Source organism: Halobacillus litoralis (assembly GCF_004101865.1).
In the GTDB taxonomy this organism is placed as follows: Bacteria; Bacillota; Bacilli; order Bacillales; family Halobacillaceae; genus Halobacillus; species Halobacillus litoralis_A.
Genome location: NZ_CP026118.1, coordinates 788,820 through 805,976 on the forward strand (window position 1 = coordinate 788,820; position 17,157 = coordinate 805,976).

Sequence of the window (17,157 nt, forward strand, 5' to 3'; positions counted from 1 at the left end):
GCCTTCAATCACCGGATCACACAAAGAAAGCCATGGAATGTCTAAGGGCAGGTGAAAAAAACGTAATGAATCAATAGTAATAGGCTAACTCATCAACTCATACTAACTAATCAATATTCCTATTCTCCCTATGCGCTTCAGTGAAATTCTTTTGCTTGCTTACCAATAAATTCGGTGAAAAATTCCTGTTTAAAAATAGCCAACAGAAGCTCAGTTTGGCCACCTGTTGGCAAAGGGGATTTTTTATGACTGCTTTATTACACCATTCATTTTTCCTGAAATTGATGGCTACCGAATTTTCTAAGGTTTCAGTACCACTTTAATACAGTCATCTTCTTTTTTATTGAATATTTCATACCCATGAGCAGCATCTTCCAGCGGCATTTGATGCGTAATGATTTTTCTTGGGTCAATTTCACCATTAATGATTTGCTTATAAAGAGGCGCCATAAAAGAACGCGCATGGGCCTGTCCCATCTTCAATTGAATGTTACGGGAAAAGAATGCACCTAAAGGGAAAAGGTTATAATTCCCTCCGTATACTCCTGTGATTTGAACGGTTCCGCACTTCTTAACCGCTTTTGTTGCGACCTGAATAGGACCAAGGGTGCCTCCTTGCAACTTCATTTTTTGCTCGACGAATTCCAAAGGGGATTTCTTGCCGTCCATACCTACACAATCAATGACGATATCAGCGCCGCCCTTCGTGATTTCCTTCAATGTTTCCCCCATATCAGGATAGCGGGTAAAATCAAAAATTTCTGTTTGATTCATTCTTTTTGAATGAAGTAGACGATTTTCGATATAATCAACAGCAATCACCCGCTCAGCTCCCTTTTGCCAAGCAAACTGCTGCACCATCAAACCGATTGGGCCACAGCCAAGAACGATCACAGTATCACCTGACTTTACGCCTGCATTTTCTACACTCCAGTAGGCTGTAGGCAGCACGTCAGAGAGAAACAGGAGCGACTCATCTTCCAGTTCGCAGGATTCTGGGATTACAAACGGTGTATAGTTTCCAAAAGGCACCCTTAAATACTCAGCCTGGCCACCCGGGTGATCCCCGAACTTCTCGCTATAACCGAAATATCCTCCAGAATCATAATGCGGATTCGCGTTATCGCACTGACTTTCCAGATGATTGTCGCAATAAACACATTGCCCGCAGGCCACTGTAAATGGAATGACCACCCTGTCCCCTTTCTTAACTTTCCTTACTTCAGGACCTATTTCCTCCACGATCCCCATAGGTTCATGCCCAATGACGTAACCGATCGGAAGGGGGAAATTCCCCTGATACAAATGCAAATCCGATCCACATATCGCAGTTGAAGTAATTCGGATGATCACATCTTCTTCATGTTCAATTTTTGGAAAGGGAACCTTTTTGACTGCAATCGACTTTTTCCCTTGATACGTAACTGCTTTCATTATTCAACTCACCCCTATTTTTATTTAACCCTATTAGTGTGAACTCCGTTTGAAGTGTTCATGCAGCTAAATTATCGAAGGTTTTCTATAAGGGTAGAGTTAAAAATAAAAAAACTCCGTATAGTGTTCCGTTGAACAATTCAAACTAGAAAAAGTGAAGTTTTAGATGAAGGAGTTTATTATGAATATTATAGAACTGTTAATCAGGCTGTCTCTTGCCTTCGTAACCCTTCTGGCGCTAACAAGGTTAATGGGAAGAAAAGAAATTTCTCAAATGACCTTCTTTAATTTTGTGTCAGCCATTTCCATTGGTACCATCGGCGCTTCCCTTGCGATAGATTCCGCGCTAAGTGTCCGAAACGGGATGATAGCGATCATCGCCTGGAGCGCATTGACGGTAACGCTCGGTTTTATTGACATTAAATCAAAAAAGGCTCGGCAAACTATCGAAGGTCAGCCGATCATTCTTATTCGGAATGGAAGAATTATGGACGAAGCTCTCCGGAAAACCCGGCTGGATTTAGACGAGCTAGGTGCATTATTACGAAAAAAGAACGTATTCTCTTTTTCAGAAGTGGATTATGCGATTTTCGAAACAGACGGTACACTATCTGTACTACAGAACCAGAGTAAACAATCCGTCACGAAAGCCGATATGCACCAGCCACCCAATCCGAATGAAATGTTTTCCTTTCCTACAGCCGTGATTCAAGATGGAAAAGTAGTGAGGAAGAACCTGGAGAAATTAAACCTGGATCAGCGCTGGCTTGATCAGCAGCTGAATGTTGTCGGAGTAAATGATGTGGATGGAGTTTTTTATGCAGAGGTCCAGAAAGATGGTTCCTTATATATTGACCAAAGAAATGATCAACTCCATTAGAAAAAAATCCATTTCTATAATATGGGCACAAGTTTTATTCAAAAAAGCTGGTTTATAGGGAGAGCAGAATGCATTAAAGCATTCTGCTCTCCCTATAAACCAGCTAAAGTTCCCATTATAATACTTTCTTAAAAAGATATTCTTTAGTAATCATCAGGGGTTTTTCCGCTTTCTTGTTTTTTCTACTTCAAACTGCGGATCAATACCACTTCATCATTAACCAGTTCTTTATTATTTAATCTAATATTCCGAACATAATTACATCCTCTCTTTTTTTAGCTTCTTCAAGAACAGCCTTCAATTCCCGATTATATCTTGGGGAACTTCAGCGTTATCTCAAGCAGTGCCTTTAACCCACTATCCGTCGATAATCCCTGCATTCGTGAAGATTTAGCCGCACACCTTTGACTTTCTTTATCTTCAGAGATTATTGTAATTAAAAATTTCCATCCCTGACACTTATCAAAATCATAAGTGAAACACCCGAAATCTGATGCGTTATTATTTCCATGATCAGTTTTGATATTTTAAGTTTACAAATGTGAGATGGTGGAAATAGATGCATAAATCCAATCAAGGAAGGAGATCGAGAGAAATGGAGCATGGTAAAGCATTATTAGTCAAAGGTGTGTTAACATTGGTCGCCCTTTATCTAGTATTGGGAGTTGGGTACGGAGCATCCTTCGTCGGAATCCTCCTTCTAACTCTAGTACTTGGGCTCGTGTCCTACTTTTCAGGAGATCTCTTTATACTTCCAAAAACAAATAATTTAACAGCCACATCAGCTGACCTCGGTTTAACATTCCTTGTCGTGTGGGCTTCCGTGAGTTGGTTTATAAGTGTGGATGGATCAGCCGTTATCACAGCATTGATTTCTGCCGTCCTTATTGCTATTGCAGAATATGGATTCCATATTTATTTAGCTTCACATATTTTACCGAAGAACAATCGTGTCCGCTCATACGCGCACTAAGCCTTAAAAACAAAACAGCTCCCGAATTCGGGAGCTGTTTTGTTTTTATATCCCCCCTTACTAATAAAGATTTTGAAACTTATGTTAATAAAAGTAATGATCAGAGAAGGAATCATATGCCACCTACCCTGATTGGTAGCCTGTGTTTATCCTTAGCGGCTACCATTCGAATGGGATGCCGGTATGGAAGCAGGAATAGGATCCTTGTTTTACTTTTTCCAGCCATTAGTAGGTGCGTTATTTGGTGGCTGTTATCAGGAGAAACCTTAAACGCAAATTTCCTTATCGGATTCACTTTCATCATGTTTGGAATTATAGTGGTGACAATTAGAAGACCACGAAAAACAATCCATAAATGGCATGTGGAAAACGCAGAGAAATAAAAAAAGCTTCCTTATCAAAAGAAAGCTTCATTTTATGATTTTTATCGGCCAAAATAAGACACGTTTAACGGGTGAAAAATGAAATAACAATTTACCTTCCCTAATGCTTTCAAAATCAAAAGGCGTCACCTGAAAAGTCTGGATATTCGCTTCAACATTTTGAACATTCCAAGGCAGGTGATGTATCCCTACTTCTACTATGCTGTTCCTATTGAATTTCCAGGCATAATATCTTTCAAGCAGCCAAGAATCAAGAGAGTCTTGGTCTGGAATCCATAATGAGGAATAAGGGCGGTAATCTGCTTCCAAACTGGCATTTCTTTTCCCCCTTCGCTTGCTTTGAAAATGAAATGTATTTCCGGATTTATGTAGACCCATCTGTGCATAGTAGTAGGGCAGTGTGGTCATCCTTGCCCCTAAAACAGCCAACAGCTTGTTCGCATCCAAGCTGAAAAAATACAATCCAGAAATGCCGTTTCTTTTAACATATGTTCTCACATTCAATTCCAAGTAATTTTGTAAATAGGGAAGTGATGGACTAAAACGGAAATGCATATCGGATACTTCAAAAGGGAGTATATGGTAACCCATGCTTCTCCTTGATAGCAATCAAGCTCAAGCTCCTCTGGAATAAATTCCTGCAGCGAATTTTCAGGAATGGAGAAGTGCATAAATAAAAGACTTTCCCATCTTTGGCTCATTAACCATTTTCCATTGGGCAATGGTGAACTCCGGTGATTCGTGTAGGTAAGAATATTATCATACATCATTTTCTCTCCTTAATAAGAAATTCCCTCTGCGTCCTTGTTCCCTACATCGTGAAGAAACCCACTGTGTTGTCAATCCGTTCTTTTAACATAATTGGTTATTTGCTATAAGAACATGATTCTGTTTTCACCCAAACTGTAATCCAGGCCACTTCGTATACCATTTGGTCATTCACACAATCTTAAGCGAGGATATAGATTTATCTAATTCTCATTTTCATGGTCCAGCGGAAACTTTCTCATTAACTCATCTCTGTCTTCATCATCTTCTATCCTTAATACCATTCTATTCACCAGCTTGTCATATTTATCCAGATACCCTGTCGTCTCAGCAATGCTGTAAAGAGTATAATATAGTTTTTCCCTATCTAAGCTGTGAATAAAATCAACTTCTAACGACCTCGTCGTGTATTCGGCAAACTCCCAAATAGCATCCTTATGATTCATTTCCTCTACTTTAGCTACAGCATTAAGAACTTTTAATATTTCCACGGTAAGAATTACATTTTTCCGCGCGTAATGTCTTATAGAAGCTAAACCAATATAGATATAGTCTCTAAACACAAGGTTATGGATAATCAGCCGTAAATCTCCTTTATCGTCGGCCAGATAAGGAGTGAACAGCGCCATGCTTGAAATATCAATCAATAAATCCCCAATTTGATAGGCTGTCCGTGTCGCAGTTTTTGGATCATTATCCCCTATAGCACGGATGGCTATTTCTACTAACTTATTTAAACTATATTCGATATCCTGCACTTCACTTTGATTTCTTCCGATCTCGACCATTGCCCAATATTTGGACTCATCAATGGAATTCTGGTTTTTCTTCCAATACTTTATTAAAGGGGTAGATTGAAACGCATAATTTCCTACTTTATATTCTAGTCGGACTACTATATCGTCTTTTTCAGCTTGTTTAATAAGCGAAATAAAATCAATGGTCTGAACATACCCTGATTTCTCCACCATTATGGAATGACTTTCCCAATCCGCTCCAGGGACTTGATGCTTAATGGAGTTTGGATTTTCTATTCTATAACTATCCATTTCTTCTACTAATAAATTTTCAGCGATAATAGCTGATTCTTCTTTCATATCATCTGTCATATTACTTACTTGCAGCCATGTCACGATATGATTAATAAAAACAATAAAAGTCACCATTGAGGTCATTGTAAGTAAAGTTGCAATAATAGGAATGAAGAAGAAGCTGGTTTCTTTACTGATGAATAATAGACATAGTAGGACATAGTGAAAACTTCCAATAAAGATTCCTAATGTTCTTTGGGTTACTGTATTCATCATGAAATTTTTTAAAATCCGAGGAGAGAACTGCACAGAAAACGTTGTCAAAGCTGCCAGTACACCATAGAAGGTGAAGGTGGTCATCGAAAGAATACCTGCTGTCAATGTACTGAGAATCGTCTGGGTCAGTTTAAACTCTACGGTTATGGCTGAAGGTAGATGCGCCCCTGCATTCATCTGCAAATCGGCAAGAACCGCTAAGACAAATAACGAGATAGCCGCAATCGTATAAATAATCGGAGTGGCCCACAAGTTCGCATAAAATTTTAATTTTTTCTCCCTTGGTGTCTTTTTATTATGTTCTTTTAACAGCCTAAACAATTTATCAAACATACTTCATCACCTACATTCCTGAAATCCTTAATATATTTCTACATTTCACTGACTTGGTCATTGCTTCTGGTTTTTTCCTCCTTTAATAGTAATACTCGTTCACGTTATAGCCACAACTTAAACTTAAACGGTATGTCATGCTGAAATTTTCGATTTTTTCCTTCTTAACTCCCTTCGTTTAAAAGAATTCATAGTTTTAGTCATTGGGATAACGGATAATCCATTATTATGGTTCCTGGTTTTCCCCATTCGGGCACAGGATTCAGTGACATAAACTACTTAAAGGAGGTTGATCAATTTTGCACGCAATGCCATATATTCTATTAATCTTCATTGGTTATATTATTTTTACGATTGATAAAAAACAAAAAAATTTTCCAGTTCCTACGGTATTGTTAGTCCTTGGGATTGGTCTTTCCTTCATTCCATTTTTCACATCACTGGAAGTGACCAAATATATGATTTACCATATCTTCCTTCCTCCCCTGCTATTTTCTTCTGCCTACCGTTTGCCGGCCAAAGGCTATAAAGAAAATGCAGGTATCATCAGTTTCCTTGCCACAATAGGCATCATGTTGACCGTAGCCCTGCTTGGTGCCACTATTTTTGCGCTTAGTGAACCGTTCGTCTCCTTGTCCTTTGTGGGTGCCTTAATGATTGCTTCTATATTGACGCCTACAGACCCAGTGTCTGTGACATCTATCCTGAAAAATTCGACTGGAAATGAAAAAATGGCTGACGTGGTCGAAGGGGAATCGCTGATTAATGATGGCACAAGTATTGTGATATTCACAGTTCTCGCCGGGATGTTGACCCAAGGAAAGTCATTCGGTATCTTCTCCTTTTTAGGGGAATTCCTATTCGTTTCGCTTGGCGGTGCTTTACTCGGAATTTTATTCGGCTGGCTCGTCAGTAAAGCTGTCCACTTCACCCATATTCGTGAGTATCAAGTCATGCTTTCCATTGTTTTAGCTTTCGGTGTATTCAATCTCGCAGAAATGTTCCGCCTTTCTGGCGTCTTAGCAACCGTTTTTGCTGGAATTATGCTTTCTTTTGAATTTGGAAGATCGATTAAAGAGGATGACTTACGCGACAAACTGGACGGATTTTGGAACATCATCGAACTCACTGTATTGGCCTTGATATTTCTATTAATCGGGATTCAATCGGCTCAACACCTTGTATTCGGTGCCTGGGGTTTTGCCATAATCATTTTCTTACTATCATTGATCATAAGACTTTTCATTATATTCGGAACTACTCAGCTATTTCCCCACTGGCGAAATAAGATCAACTGGAGAGAGTCAATCATGCTTACATGGTCAGGTCTGAAAGGGACGATGTCAGTTTATCTTATATTGAACCTTCAATCCAAAGGGGCAGGTCAAGTAGACATGATCCTCTCTCTCGGCTTTGCGGCTGTACTCATTTCATTAATCGTCCAAAGTTTAGGCGTGTATCCACTTTCAAAAAAAATAATGAAACAGTAAATTCATAAAACTTCCCCCTGTGAGACAAAACTTGTCGCCCAGGGGGATTTCAATGACCTTGCCGTCTTATATTCTTTCTCTAACATACCGAATTCAATTCCAATTTTGCTGCAAAATTCTTAAATCATTAAACAGTTATATTTTCGCATTAAGCCGTTTAATTATTAATCTTCCGTGGAACTCGATGAGCAAAAAAGTTTAGCATTTTTCATTTAATACCAAACTTTCGGAAGATGGGGTGTTTTTTATGCATTATGAAAAACATGTCAACAAAAATATAGATAGGTTTTATCAATCATTTCACAATCAACCTGACGAGGAATTCATCAAAGATACTACTCAATTTGATAGCATGGAGGAACTTAGGGAATCCATTGCAGTTTTTTGCGATTTAAATGAACTTCCACCCGAAGGTTTAGCAACCAAAGAATTAGACGAATTTATATCAGACACTACAGAGTATTCATGCTGGTCCGATTTTTTAAATGCATGTCATAAAAATTCAGTTCGTTTAGTTCAATGATGAGGAATTCCCCTACTCACACTTTAAAATCACCTAATGGAGACCCAGGCTCCTAAAGCAATCTCATATAATATCCTACCCGGACGTTCACCTGTGGATTTCTCTTCTTTGGAGATATATAGGGATAAACATTGTAAGCAAGCATGACATTTGTAGGAATTATGGTTATGAACCATAGATTGTGTTTGAAGTAGCCAGAAAACGTAAATGGAATGAATGTAAACCAAGAATAATCAGAAAGGTGGATGAGGAAATGACAGCATTGAGAGAGTATATGAATACCAACACAGCGACTCGTGAAGCTTCCGACAATTTGTCTACACTGGCTAAGTGTATGAAAGAAGAAGACGTTGGTTTCGTACCCATTGTCGAACAGGGTAAGTATGCAGGCGTTGTCACAGACCGTGATATCGTAGTAAAAGGTTTATCAAAGGGCTCACCAGAAGATGTAAAAGCTTCCGATATTATGACAGAAAAAATAATTACAGGCTCCTCCGACATGGAAGTATCCGAAGCAGCCCGCTTGATGCAAGATCATCAAATTCGCCGTCTATTAATTGTAGATGAAGGTAAAATCAGCGGTGTAGTCAGTATAGGGGATATTGGAGTCAAAGGATCCGATGAAATAGCGGGTAATATTGTAAGTGAAACGGCCAAAGGAGCAAGTAACAATTAAAAAGACTACGGTCAACAAATAGTTCACTAGAGGACAAACATCCTATTTGGGTGAAACATCATTAACTATATTAAGATAATATTACAGATAAAAAAACAGGTTTAAATTTTTCAAATTTGGTGGTAAGTATTTTATATAACAATATTAAGGAGGTAGATTAAAATGGCTAAGAACAATAATCAAAACCAAAATATGACAAGGGAAGAAGCGGGACGTAAAGGCGGAGAGAAAGTAAGCCGCAAATACGATCAAGAGCACTTCGAAAATATTGGTCAAAAAGGTGGAGAAACTACCGCTCAAGAACACGACCAGGAATTTTATGAAGAGATTGGCCAAAAAGGCGGAGAAACTACAAGTGAAGAGTATAGTCAAGAACACTTTGAGGATATCGGCCAAAAGGGCGGAGAAACAACCTCTCAAGAGCACGACCAGGATTTTTATGAAGAGATCGGCCAAAAAGGCGGAGAAACTACAAGTAATAAGTATGGAGAAGAACATTATGAGAAAATAGGTAAAAAAGGCGGCCGCAACTCAGGTAATGGTTCTAACAATAACTAAGTCGCAGCCGCTTGATCAAATAAAGCTAGGTACTTTATTTAATTAATACCACAATTATAACGGAGGTGTTTGACGATGGCAAATAAACAGTTTAAAACAGGTGAAAAAGCTCCAGAATCAGGCAACTATAAAGTGGATAATCTTGTAAGTGGAAATAAAACAGACGACAATACCGAAATCAGCTTAAATGAAGGCGATCAATTCCCACCTTCCCCTTCCGAAAATGAAGCAGCTTATTGGGTAAAATCATCTTAATAATTTTCTAGCACGTAACATACCCTGCCCCTTAGTGACGAACCACTGAGGGCAGGGTACTTTTTCGCATTAACAAAAACCATTGCAGGACCCATAGGAAACCCCCCTTTATTTTATTCAATCTCTCTAACTTTCTCATATCTATTATTTTTCTTTGGCAGTGAACATCGCTTCCCCTTCCCCGCTTTTCTTCTGTTGCCCTCTCTTGATAACATCCGTTATAAGTTCTAAAAGCTCTATTCATGTAGATGATTGAAATATTCAGATATAAAATATACATCTTGAGAAAACTCGGGTTTCTTAACAAGATAAAAGGAAAATATATATTATATCAAGATAATTCATAAAGGGTGATAATTATGATTACAACAAGTTGTTATGAGCAGCTCAGTACCAAGAATTTAGTCGATTTGTATCTTTTTTTGCTAAACAATATTTATTGCGGAGTATTATCCGATGCAATGTTTATCGAAATTGATTTACTTGAATCACTTGCTTTGAACAGAGGTATAAGTCTTTCATATTTTAGTAGAAGAACTCATTCAGAAAAATCAGCTCAATTATTAATTCTCATTAAATAGTTTCCCTTTTCAAGATTTCACTAAAAAATGAAAGTTTTCGTTATTCGTAAGCTATTAGCTTTCCTAACTCGAATGCCCCTTCCCTTCATGAAAAGAAGTAATCCACTCTCGAGTCATAGCCACCTATTTTCAAGTTGAAACTTTATTATCTCTTCCGAAACTCCCCCCTTGATCTAAAGCCTCTGTCAAATATTGATTTAAGCCACAGTTCAACAGAGAAAGGAGCAAGCATTCACTTCAATGATGAAACTTCGAACACACTTTGATTTAAATCAAGGTGTGTTTTATTATAGGGCGATACTTCTTATTAAATGTAAATTTAAAGACCAACCGCCCAAACTGACGGTTGGTTTATAGCAATTTAAAAAATACTATTTGCATATGGAGATAACGACCTAACCTGCTGGAGGTAGTGCGTCATGTTTTCGTCATCTTTTTTCCTATAAATGAACAAAAAATGATCAGCTACCTCTGAGGCAAGAGTACGAAATAGCTCCCCCGCAGCGAACATAGACTGCCATATGTGATCTGGTCGGCTATCCGAATAAGTGGATTCATACCGATTCCAATAGTCATCAGAAAGAAAATACTTAAAGTAATTGCCCGCTTTTCCCGTCGACACTTGAAAGTCTGTCTGTATTCCGATCCACCAGGAAACCATTTGGTCCAAATCCCTTCTGATGACACAATCGAACATGAACTTGGCATATGGTACTTCATCACGCCATAGGCTTTTGGCTACATTTTGCTGACACCACCAAAAGTTATTGCAACAACTCATGTATGCCTGTTCTGACGGTTTTTGGACATGATAATCCGCATCGGTCGGTTCTGGCAAATCAGGCAGACAACCGTCTTTATCCAATAATGGAAACGTCAGTTTATCCTTTCCATAATGTTCTTTCAAGTGATTCATTGTTTCAATATGTAAATCGATTCGGTTGCCATCTGTAAACAGCATTAAATAGCCATAAAAGTCTGTGAAATCACCACTTGCTCCCTGGTCATTTTTATCAGGTTCCTGTTCCATCAGCCTCTGTCCGAACACATCAATCCAGTCTTCATCTTTCAAAAAGGAATCCGTTTCTGTCACTACGTATACAATATCGTAATCCTGGAATATATCTTTTGATACATTGGCATTCGTCCTTGAACCATTCATATAGACGGCCCGAATTCTTTCATCCTCTTTGGCAACAGATAAAATTAAATCCATCATTTCCTGCTCATTTCTCATAAGGGTGCCTCCTTGAATATTTTCATTTAACCGTGTATCAACCTCTGTTTTTATCGCACTCCTCAATTCTTTATTAAGATATGGATTAAAATCTCCACCCTAAGAAAAAATAACCAATAATCCCTACTGTAGCAGCAACTATCCCTATATAAGTGAAAGTATTTCTCAACCTTGACGGCCTTTTAGTTCCACTATTTCTTAAAGAAAAACTCAGAACAGCTATAACTGCTACGCTAACGCCTATCCAAAAGCCGTTCATATTGACCACCTTTCCACAATTTTTTTAAATCCCTACCTTATATGAAATACGAAGAGACCTTTTCGAAGTTTCAAAAACAAGCATTTTTTACGTGTTGTCTTTAATTCAGTCTTTCACAATCCTGCCCAATTTCTGCGTATAGAAAAGACAACTATTCTATTGAATAATTGCCACTCGTTGGTTAAGACTCAGTTCCAAGATAAATCTTCGCGTCCGGATAAATGCGCAGTTACAATGTTAAAGAAACCAAAAATAAAAAGCTTTCTCAGTATTAGAAATGAGAAAGTGTCCTTGCATTCCATATGATAGCTGATCAACAATATGTGAATAAAAGGTGATTGTTACCCGCTGATAATCTCTCTACTTATATTATACCCCTAACTATAAAATATTTATAGACTACTCTTTCTATAGTTCTTGTCCTATACTGTTATATACAAATCTAAAATATATGAGGTGTAACAGTATGAATGACAAAAAAGATGTCTTAGATCATGGCCCTTTCTTTCATGGTACTAAAGCAGAACTGAAAACCGGAGATCTTTTAGAAGCCCAACACTTTTCAAATTACCAAGACAAAAAGTCTAACTATATTTATTTCACTGCATCATTAGATGCTGCTAAATGGGGTGCTGAATTAGCAACATCTAAGTCAAAAGAAAGAATTTACGTTGTAGAACCATCAGGTGATTTTGAAAACGATCCGAATTTAACTGACAAAAGGTTTCCTGGCAACCCTACACGCTCTTTCAGGTCTCAGTCACCATTGATAATAGTAGCTGAATTATGTTCTTGGGAACGGCATTCCGATGAAGAGATAAATCATATGCTTACATCTATAGAAAAGTTACGTGAACAAGGAAAAAATGTAATATACGATTAATCTTCACCGTCTATAAAGCCATGACTTAATTTGAATCCGATATGAAATAATAGGGAGGGCGATGATAGGTAGTAATTTATTATATTATTTTCAAAGCGGTAGGTGCATTTCCCTTTTCGGGTTATGAACCTCTAGCCAATTATCTGTTTCCAGCTCCATCCAACTCCCAAAACGATTCAAGAATTTCAATATTTCTTCTGAAGTTGATAACGGGTTGATTGCGTACCAAAGCGCTGTTCTCATTTCTTGCTCTTTTTCAGGATAGTGCTTTGAAAATAGTTCATAGGCTGGGAATAGATCTCTTGTGTATGACTGCTCTTGAACGATGACAAGTGCAAGACCAGCCCTCACAATAATTCTCATGATCCATGAACAGCAATCCTTAATGTCTTCAATGTCGTCATTTCCCGTCAACTCATGTTTAGCTTTATCAATCAGGGATGTCAAGTGAATGAGGTGCTCATTAGCCAAGGAACTATCGGGTTTATAATCAGGGAGCTTACTTATTAGGTTTTCACCATAAACACAAATCCCATAGGTTTTTAGAATAAAAGGAATCATGGAGCAATATTTCGTCTCCTCAACCTCACTTAAAGGGCTGAATCCTAATTCTACACCGTTTATAAAAGAGAATTTCCGATCAATAAATTGTTCCGTCTCCTCTACCCAGTCCAAATCAAGTTCTTGAGGGCTGGAATAGGTTACGATTACTACGTCCACATCCGATACACCCTCAATGTCTAATCCTCTTGGCACAGAACCTCTTATGTAAATACTGTGAATTTCCTTTGATAAAGCGGAAAGACAGCTTTCATTTATAAGTCGGATGGCTTCTAGAAATTTATTATTGATTTTTTTATGATCCGACTGGTTGATGATATAGCCTTTGTCTAAAGCACATAAAGATCCTATTTCTTTGATTTCAGTCATACTTAAAAGTCCTCATTTCTTTTACAGATTACAAACACACCCAGATAAAAACATATAGATTGATTCATTGGTCAGTTACAGTCCCCTGGTGAAAAGTCATTTGCCATTTTCCATCATTCAATATCCAAACAGAACTTCGCAAAGAGTGTTTCTGTTTACTTTTTATAAACACCTTGAATAAAGTGAGAGCCGATGTTGGTGATAGATGATTCATTTGGAAGTCACTTATCTTAATACCAGGATCCTCCTCACGTGGTAGACGATTCAATATATTATCTTTGTCGTATATTTCTCCTGTGCTTGAATATTCAACAAAATCTTCCGCTATTAGCTCGTTTAAAATTTCAGCAGACTTCCGAACTTCCCCTTTAAGTAAAGTTGTTTCCAGAGTATACAAATGTTCTTTAAGTTCTCTCTCCTTTTCCACGACGACTCTCCTTCTGTTCTGTACCTCGTTTTGATGGTTTACTACTTTCCTGTCATCTACTATGGTAAAGGAAGTTGGAGTAAATCATAAGCATATGCGAAAAACAACAGAACAGTAACAACGAGTACAGGTATTTTATGCCTCTTAAAGTTATCCAGTGCAAAAAGTACCACTCCAATTAAACATAGTGAATAATATACATAATCGAACCACTCTCCCGTGATGAAGAATGTGTTTATTGTTGATAGTGTAAAAAATGACACTGTTGCAAAAAGATAAATTCTATTAGAATCAGTTTTTTTATATTGTGAGATCAATGATCACCCTTTTAGTTTTTCGGAAATTCTATGAAATGCTTATTCCGCTTCAAAAGCGAGTGATAGATACATATCTATCATGTTATTTTTTAAATGTCTGCGGAAATTAACCTAGATTTTTTATCGGAAAAATTTTCATTAATTCAACGCTTCTTTGAGTTCTTTAGCTTGGCTTGAATTAATCGTGTGATATTCTCCCGAACCATCAGAAAAAACAGCACTACCGTCTTCTTGATACCATACAAACCTTCTTTCCTCTTGAGAATCCTGGTAAGTTTCACCTGACTTTGCAATCTTGAAGAAGACATCAGGTGTACCCTCCACTTCAGCTTCGGGTTTATCAATATTTTCGGCAGTTCCAATAACATCTTCAACTTTAACTATGTTTTTTGAATCACTGATTTCTTCATTCATATTCACGCCGCTTCTTTCTTCATTAGAAAAAGGAGTGCCAACTAAAATTATTTTATTTTCCTCTCCCGAATTCCCCTCCTCTGTTTGAGTCGATGTTTTTTGGTCTTTGGACTCTCCACTACTCCCTTCACATCCTACAATGAATAAAGATAGACTGATAAAAAATAGAATCAAAAATTGTTTTTTCAAAAAATCACTCCATTCTTAAAAAATGATTAAAATTACATATGCAGGGAATTGTCTGACTAAATTTAAGTTTATCACGATTCGGACTTATACCATTAAGTGAGGAGAGATAACTTATGTCGAAGGGGAGTAAGTTCAAGAGGCGTTTGAAGAATGTCGGGCCAGGTGCTATTGTAGCGGCAGCCATTATTGGCCCAGGCACGGTGACTACAGCTAGTAATGTAGGGGCACAATTCGGCTATGCGCTTATCTGGGCACTCATCTTTTCCGTCATCGCGACGATGTTTCTCCAGGAAATGGTTACCAGGTTAGGTGTCATTACCAGAAAAGATTTAAGTACCATATTAAGAGAGCAGTTTTCCCATCCCATTATGAAATGGTTGACGATTTTATTAATCATTTCTGCTATCGTCATAGGAAGCGCTGCTTATGAAGCAGGTAACATTGTAGGCGGATCTATAGGGATGGCGGCATTGACAGGGCTTTCTACTGAAAGTTTAGCCATCATAATCGGATTGATAGCCGGAGTACTATTATGGGTCGGGAAGTATAAAATCATCGAACGCGTTTTTATCGTACTTATCCTGACGATGACCTTCAGCTTTGTCATTACAGCCATTGTCATCCAGCCGGATTTATCTGCAATTATTATGCAGGGGCTAGTACCTAAGGTTTCGGCCGGTAATGTATTATTTATCATATCTCTTATCGGGACAACGATTGTACCCTACACTTTATTCTTACAATCTTCAGTTGTACAGGAGCGGTTCAAGGGAGAAGAAGAGTTGAAAGATAGCCGCTTTGACGTAGTTACTACAATTTCAATCTGTGGTATCATCTCCGTTGCTATCATCATCACGGCCGCTGTCGCCTTCCCATTAGGCACTGAAATAGACAATCCCAGTGCAATGGCAGATCAGTTGGAACCGTTACTTGGATCATGGGCTAAATATGTATTTGCAGCCGGCATATTTGCAGCTGGTATCTCCTCTGCTATGACGGCACCTTTAGCATCTGCTTATGCAACTGCAGGCGCTTTGAAATGGGACAGGAACCTTCGTTCTGCCAAATTCCGTCTGGTTTGGATAGGGGTCCTTCTTGTCGGGATCATTTTTGCAAGTCTTGGCTATGACCCGATACAGCTGATTGTTTTCGCTCAATATGCCAATGGGTTGATTCTGCCGGTTATCGTTTTATTCCTTATGTTTGCCATGAATAATCGGGATAATCTTCAAAACCACGTCAATTCCCTATGGGTGAACATTGTTGGCGGGTTGATTTTCCTCATTACAGTTACGTTATCACTTATCTCTTTTGGAATTTTTTAACACTGCAACGAATTGGAATGGCTCAACTATTTGCGAGACCATCCCAATCGTCTTTTGTCCTATATAATGGATTAAGAACATGCCAGTGCCTGACTTATCAATTTAGCATAATGGGTGTCAGGCGCATGCATATAACTGTAAAGCAAATGAAGCTTTTATAAAAAGCTGCGTTTCTCTGCCCAAGCTCCTTGCATTTTACTAAGGAATACTATTTGCCCAATATGATAGGCGTCGTGCATTGCTAAACTCTTCATTTCAAGCACTAATGAATTATCTTCTCCTGGAACTTTTCTATATAAATCTTCATGTTCTGATTTTGCTAGAATTTTTTCAAGTTCACGATGCACATAAAAGTATTCTTGTTTTGTTTCCTCCCAATTTTCTACCGTTTCAGTTGGTAATCGAAATGTAGAATCATTATTATCTGCCTGAGGTTCATTCGCTGCTTCACCAAGAAATCGCATCAGATATCTCTTTTCATAGAAAAGTAAATGACAAACTAATTCCCAAATGGAATTCATGGTCCCATCAGCTGGTTTCCAAATTGCCTGTTCGAAAGTAATATTCTCAAGCACTTTTTCAAGTGGTGGAAACCAGTCTTCTTCATCTAAACAGCTTGCCCATTGTTGTAACAAAAATGTTTTTACCTCCATTTATTAATTCCCTCCAATTTTAATCTCTTTAATAGATATAATCATACAGAATTCCCCCCAAAATAAGATGGCATATGACGACATATCACGATACCGAGTAAATAAAAATATTACACTTTAAATACCCGCTCACCAAAATATTCAATGTGTTTTCCTATTTTCCTGCATGATACTTAAGATAAAAAAGGCAACTATTCTTATTGAATAATTGCCCCTTATACTATAAGGCTTGATTTGGAGACAACATTAATATACCAGATTGTTGAAAGAAGACTTATTTCAAGAGGACAATAAATATTTCCTTTTGAAAGCAGAATATAATGTTTCTTTACCGTTCTTAACTTTTATTAAATATACGACTT

The 17,157-nt window shown here is 37.9% G+C and carries 18 protein-coding genes; 9 read left to right on the plus strand and 9 right to left on the minus strand.

Annotation, left to right across the window (positions count from 1 at the left end):
* Positions 1-300: 300 nt before the first annotated feature.
* The gene (locus HLI_RS03915) at positions 301-1,434 is read right to left on the minus strand and encodes a zinc-dependent alcohol dehydrogenase (protein ID WP_128523215.1); all 1,134 of its coding nucleotides are present in this window, start codon (positions 1,432-1,434) and stop codon (positions 301-303) included.
* Between the two features lie 181 nt (positions 1,435-1,615).
* On the opposite strand from HLI_RS03915, the gene HLI_RS03920 reads away from it, so the two are divergent.
* Together HLI_RS03920 and HLI_RS03925 are read left to right on the plus strand one after the other, a co-directional pair.
* On the plus strand, positions 1,616-2,314 hold the full coding sequence (locus tag HLI_RS03920) for a DUF421 domain-containing protein (protein ID WP_128523217.1): 699 nt from the start codon (positions 1,616-1,618) through the stop codon (positions 2,312-2,314).
* A gap of 595 nt (positions 2,315-2,909) precedes the next feature.
* A complete protein-coding gene (locus tag HLI_RS03925) occupies positions 2,910-3,287 on the plus strand; it encodes a DUF2512 family protein (protein WP_128523219.1) in 378 nt (125 codons plus the stop codon).
* Between the two features lie 410 nt (positions 3,288-3,697).
* Here the strand turns inward: HLI_RS03925 and HLI_RS03930 are convergent, their stop codons facing one another.
* The 3 genes from HLI_RS03930 to HLI_RS03940 all read right to left on the minus strand — a co-directional run bounded on the left by HLI_RS03930 (position 3,698) and on the right by HLI_RS03940 (position 6,078).
* On the minus strand, positions 3,698-4,261 hold the full coding sequence (locus HLI_RS03930) for a YqjF family protein (RefSeq protein ID WP_128523221.1): 564 nt from the start codon (positions 4,259-4,261) through the stop codon (positions 3,698-3,700).
* Positions 4,171-4,440 carry a DUF2071 domain-containing protein gene (locus tag HLI_RS22260; RefSeq protein WP_128523223.1) on the minus strand — a complete coding sequence of 90 codons (270 nt, stop codon included), beginning with the start codon at positions 4,438-4,440 and terminating at the stop codon, positions 4,171-4,173. Before HLI_RS22260 ends, HLI_RS03930 begins: the two co-directional genes overlap by 91 nt.
* 201 nt (positions 4,441-4,641) lie before the next feature.
* Positions 4,642-6,078 (minus strand): DUF2254 domain-containing protein, encoded by a 1,437-nt coding sequence (locus HLI_RS03940; RefSeq protein WP_128523225.1) that lies wholly within the window; start codon positions 6,076-6,078, stop codon positions 4,642-4,644.
* A gap of 308 nt (positions 6,079-6,386) precedes the next feature.
* Here HLI_RS03940 and HLI_RS03945 point away from each other — a divergent pair, with 308 nt between their 5' ends.
* The 5 genes from HLI_RS03945 to HLI_RS03965 all read left to right on the plus strand — a co-directional run bounded on the left by HLI_RS03945 (position 6,387) and on the right by HLI_RS03965 (position 9,580).
* A complete protein-coding gene (locus HLI_RS03945; protein WP_128526809.1) occupies positions 6,387-7,568 on the plus strand; it encodes a cation:proton antiporter in 1,182 nt (393 codons plus the stop codon).
* 247 nt (positions 7,569-7,815) lie between these two features.
* On the plus strand, positions 7,816-8,091 hold the full coding sequence (locus HLI_RS03950; RefSeq protein WP_128523226.1) for a hypothetical protein: 276 nt from the start codon (positions 7,816-7,818) through the stop codon (positions 8,089-8,091).
* Positions 8,092-8,344: 253 nt separating this feature from the next.
* A complete protein-coding gene (locus HLI_RS03955; protein ID WP_128523228.1) occupies positions 8,345-8,767 on the plus strand; it encodes a CBS domain-containing protein in 423 nt (140 codons plus the stop codon).
* A gap of 162 nt (positions 8,768-8,929) precedes the next feature.
* Positions 8,930-9,325 carry a general stress protein gene (locus HLI_RS03960; RefSeq protein WP_128523230.1) on the plus strand — a complete coding sequence of 132 codons (396 nt, stop codon included), beginning with the start codon at positions 8,930-8,932 and terminating at the stop codon, positions 9,323-9,325.
* Positions 9,326-9,400: 75 nt separating this feature from the next.
* On the plus strand, positions 9,401-9,580 hold the full coding sequence (locus HLI_RS03965; RefSeq protein WP_128523232.1) for a YjzC family protein: 180 nt from the start codon (positions 9,401-9,403) through the stop codon (positions 9,578-9,580).
* Positions 9,581-10,522: 942 nt separating this feature from the next.
* Here HLI_RS03965 and HLI_RS03970 read toward each other — a convergent pair.
* Positions 10,523-11,398 (minus strand): aminoglycoside 6-adenylyltransferase, encoded by an 876-nt coding sequence (locus tag HLI_RS03970; RefSeq protein WP_128523234.1) that lies wholly within the window; start codon positions 11,396-11,398, stop codon positions 10,523-10,525.
* Between the two features lie 725 nt (positions 11,399-12,123).
* On the opposite strand from HLI_RS03970, the gene arr reads away from it, so the two are divergent.
* Positions 12,124-12,540 (plus strand): NAD(+)--rifampin ADP-ribosyltransferase, encoded by a 417-nt coding sequence (gene arr, locus HLI_RS03975; RefSeq protein ID WP_128523236.1) that lies wholly within the window; start codon positions 12,124-12,126, stop codon positions 12,538-12,540.
* A gap of 90 nt (positions 12,541-12,630) precedes the next feature.
* Here the strand turns inward: arr and HLI_RS03980 are convergent, their stop codons facing one another.
* The 3 genes from HLI_RS03980 to HLI_RS03990 all read right to left on the minus strand — a co-directional run bounded on the left by HLI_RS03980 (position 12,631) and on the right by HLI_RS03990 (position 14,817).
* Positions 12,631-13,470, minus strand: a complete 840-nt coding sequence (locus tag HLI_RS03980; protein WP_128523238.1) for a nucleotidyltransferase domain-containing protein — start codon at positions 13,468-13,470, stop codon at positions 12,631-12,633.
* A 64-nt stretch (positions 13,471-13,534) separates the two neighbouring features.
* A complete protein-coding gene (locus HLI_RS03985; RefSeq protein ID WP_164908478.1) occupies positions 13,535-13,897 on the minus strand; it encodes a nuclear transport factor 2 family protein in 363 nt (120 codons plus the stop codon).
* A gap of 455 nt (positions 13,898-14,352) precedes the next feature.
* Positions 14,353-14,817 carry a hypothetical protein gene (locus HLI_RS03990; protein ID WP_128523241.1) on the minus strand — a complete coding sequence of 155 codons (465 nt, stop codon included), beginning with the start codon at positions 14,815-14,817 and terminating at the stop codon, positions 14,353-14,355.
* 113 nt (positions 14,818-14,930) lie between these two features.
* Between HLI_RS03990 and HLI_RS03995 the strand changes: the two genes are divergently transcribed.
* A complete protein-coding gene (locus HLI_RS03995) occupies positions 14,931-16,142 on the plus strand; it encodes an Nramp family divalent metal transporter (protein WP_128523243.1) in 1,212 nt (403 codons plus the stop codon).
* A gap of 155 nt (positions 16,143-16,297) precedes the next feature.
* Here the strand turns inward: HLI_RS03995 and HLI_RS04000 are convergent, their stop codons facing one another.
* Positions 16,298-16,795 (minus strand): DinB family protein, encoded by a 498-nt coding sequence (locus HLI_RS04000; RefSeq protein WP_128523245.1) that lies wholly within the window; start codon positions 16,793-16,795, stop codon positions 16,298-16,300.
* Between the last annotated feature and the right edge of the window lie 362 nt (positions 16,796-17,157).

What these genes read in the sequence shown, in the direction of transcription:
- HLI_RS03980 (WP_128523238.1), bottom strand. Translation starts at nt 13,470, where the DNA reads ATGACTGAAATCAAAGAAATAGGATCTTTATGTGCTTTAGACAAAGGC.
- HLI_RS03995 (WP_128523243.1), top strand. Translation starts at nt 14,931, where the DNA reads ATGTCGAAGGGGAGTAAGTTCAAGAGGCGTTTGAAGAATGTCGGGCCA.
- arr (WP_128523236.1), top strand. Translation starts at nt 12,124, where the DNA reads ATGAATGACAAAAAAGATGTCTTAGATCATGGCCCTTTCTTTCATGGT.
- HLI_RS03970 (WP_128523234.1), bottom strand. Translation starts at nt 11,398, where the DNA reads ATGAGAAATGAGCAGGAAATGATGGATTTAATTTTATCTGTTGCCAAA.
- HLI_RS03915 (WP_128523215.1), bottom strand. Translation starts at nt 1,434, where the DNA reads ATGAAAGCAGTTACGTATCAAGGGAAAAAGTCGATTGCAGTCAAAAAG.
- HLI_RS03955 (WP_128523228.1), top strand. Translation starts at nt 8,345, where the DNA reads ATGACAGCATTGAGAGAGTATATGAATACCAACACAGCGACTCGTGAA.
- HLI_RS03960 (WP_128523230.1), top strand. Translation starts at nt 8,930, where the DNA reads ATGGCTAAGAACAATAATCAAAACCAAAATATGACAAGGGAAGAAGCG.
- HLI_RS03920 (WP_128523217.1), top strand. Translation starts at nt 1,616, where the DNA reads ATGAATATTATAGAACTGTTAATCAGGCTGTCTCTTGCCTTCGTAACC.
- HLI_RS03940 (WP_128523225.1), bottom strand. Translation starts at nt 6,078, where the DNA reads ATGTTTGATAAATTGTTTAGGCTGTTAAAAGAACATAATAAAAAGACA.
- HLI_RS03945 (WP_128526809.1), top strand. Translation starts at nt 6,387, where the DNA reads ATGCCATATATTCTATTAATCTTCATTGGTTATATTATTTTTACGATT.
- HLI_RS04000 (WP_128523245.1), bottom strand. Translation starts at nt 16,795, where the DNA reads ATGGAGGTAAAAACATTTTTGTTACAACAATGGGCAAGCTGTTTAGAT.
- HLI_RS22260 (WP_128523223.1), bottom strand. Translation starts at nt 4,440, where the DNA reads ATGATGTATGATAATATTCTTACCTACACGAATCACCGGAGTTCACCA.
- HLI_RS03950 (WP_128523226.1), top strand. Translation starts at nt 7,816, where the DNA reads ATGCATTATGAAAAACATGTCAACAAAAATATAGATAGGTTTTATCAA.
- HLI_RS03930 (WP_128523221.1), bottom strand. Translation starts at nt 4,261, where the DNA reads ATGGGTTACCATATACTCCCTTTTGAAGTATCCGATATGCATTTCCGT.
- HLI_RS03965 (WP_128523232.1), top strand. Translation starts at nt 9,401, where the DNA reads ATGGCAAATAAACAGTTTAAAACAGGTGAAAAAGCTCCAGAATCAGGC.
- HLI_RS03925 (WP_128523219.1), top strand. Translation starts at nt 2,910, where the DNA reads ATGGAGCATGGTAAAGCATTATTAGTCAAAGGTGTGTTAACATTGGTC.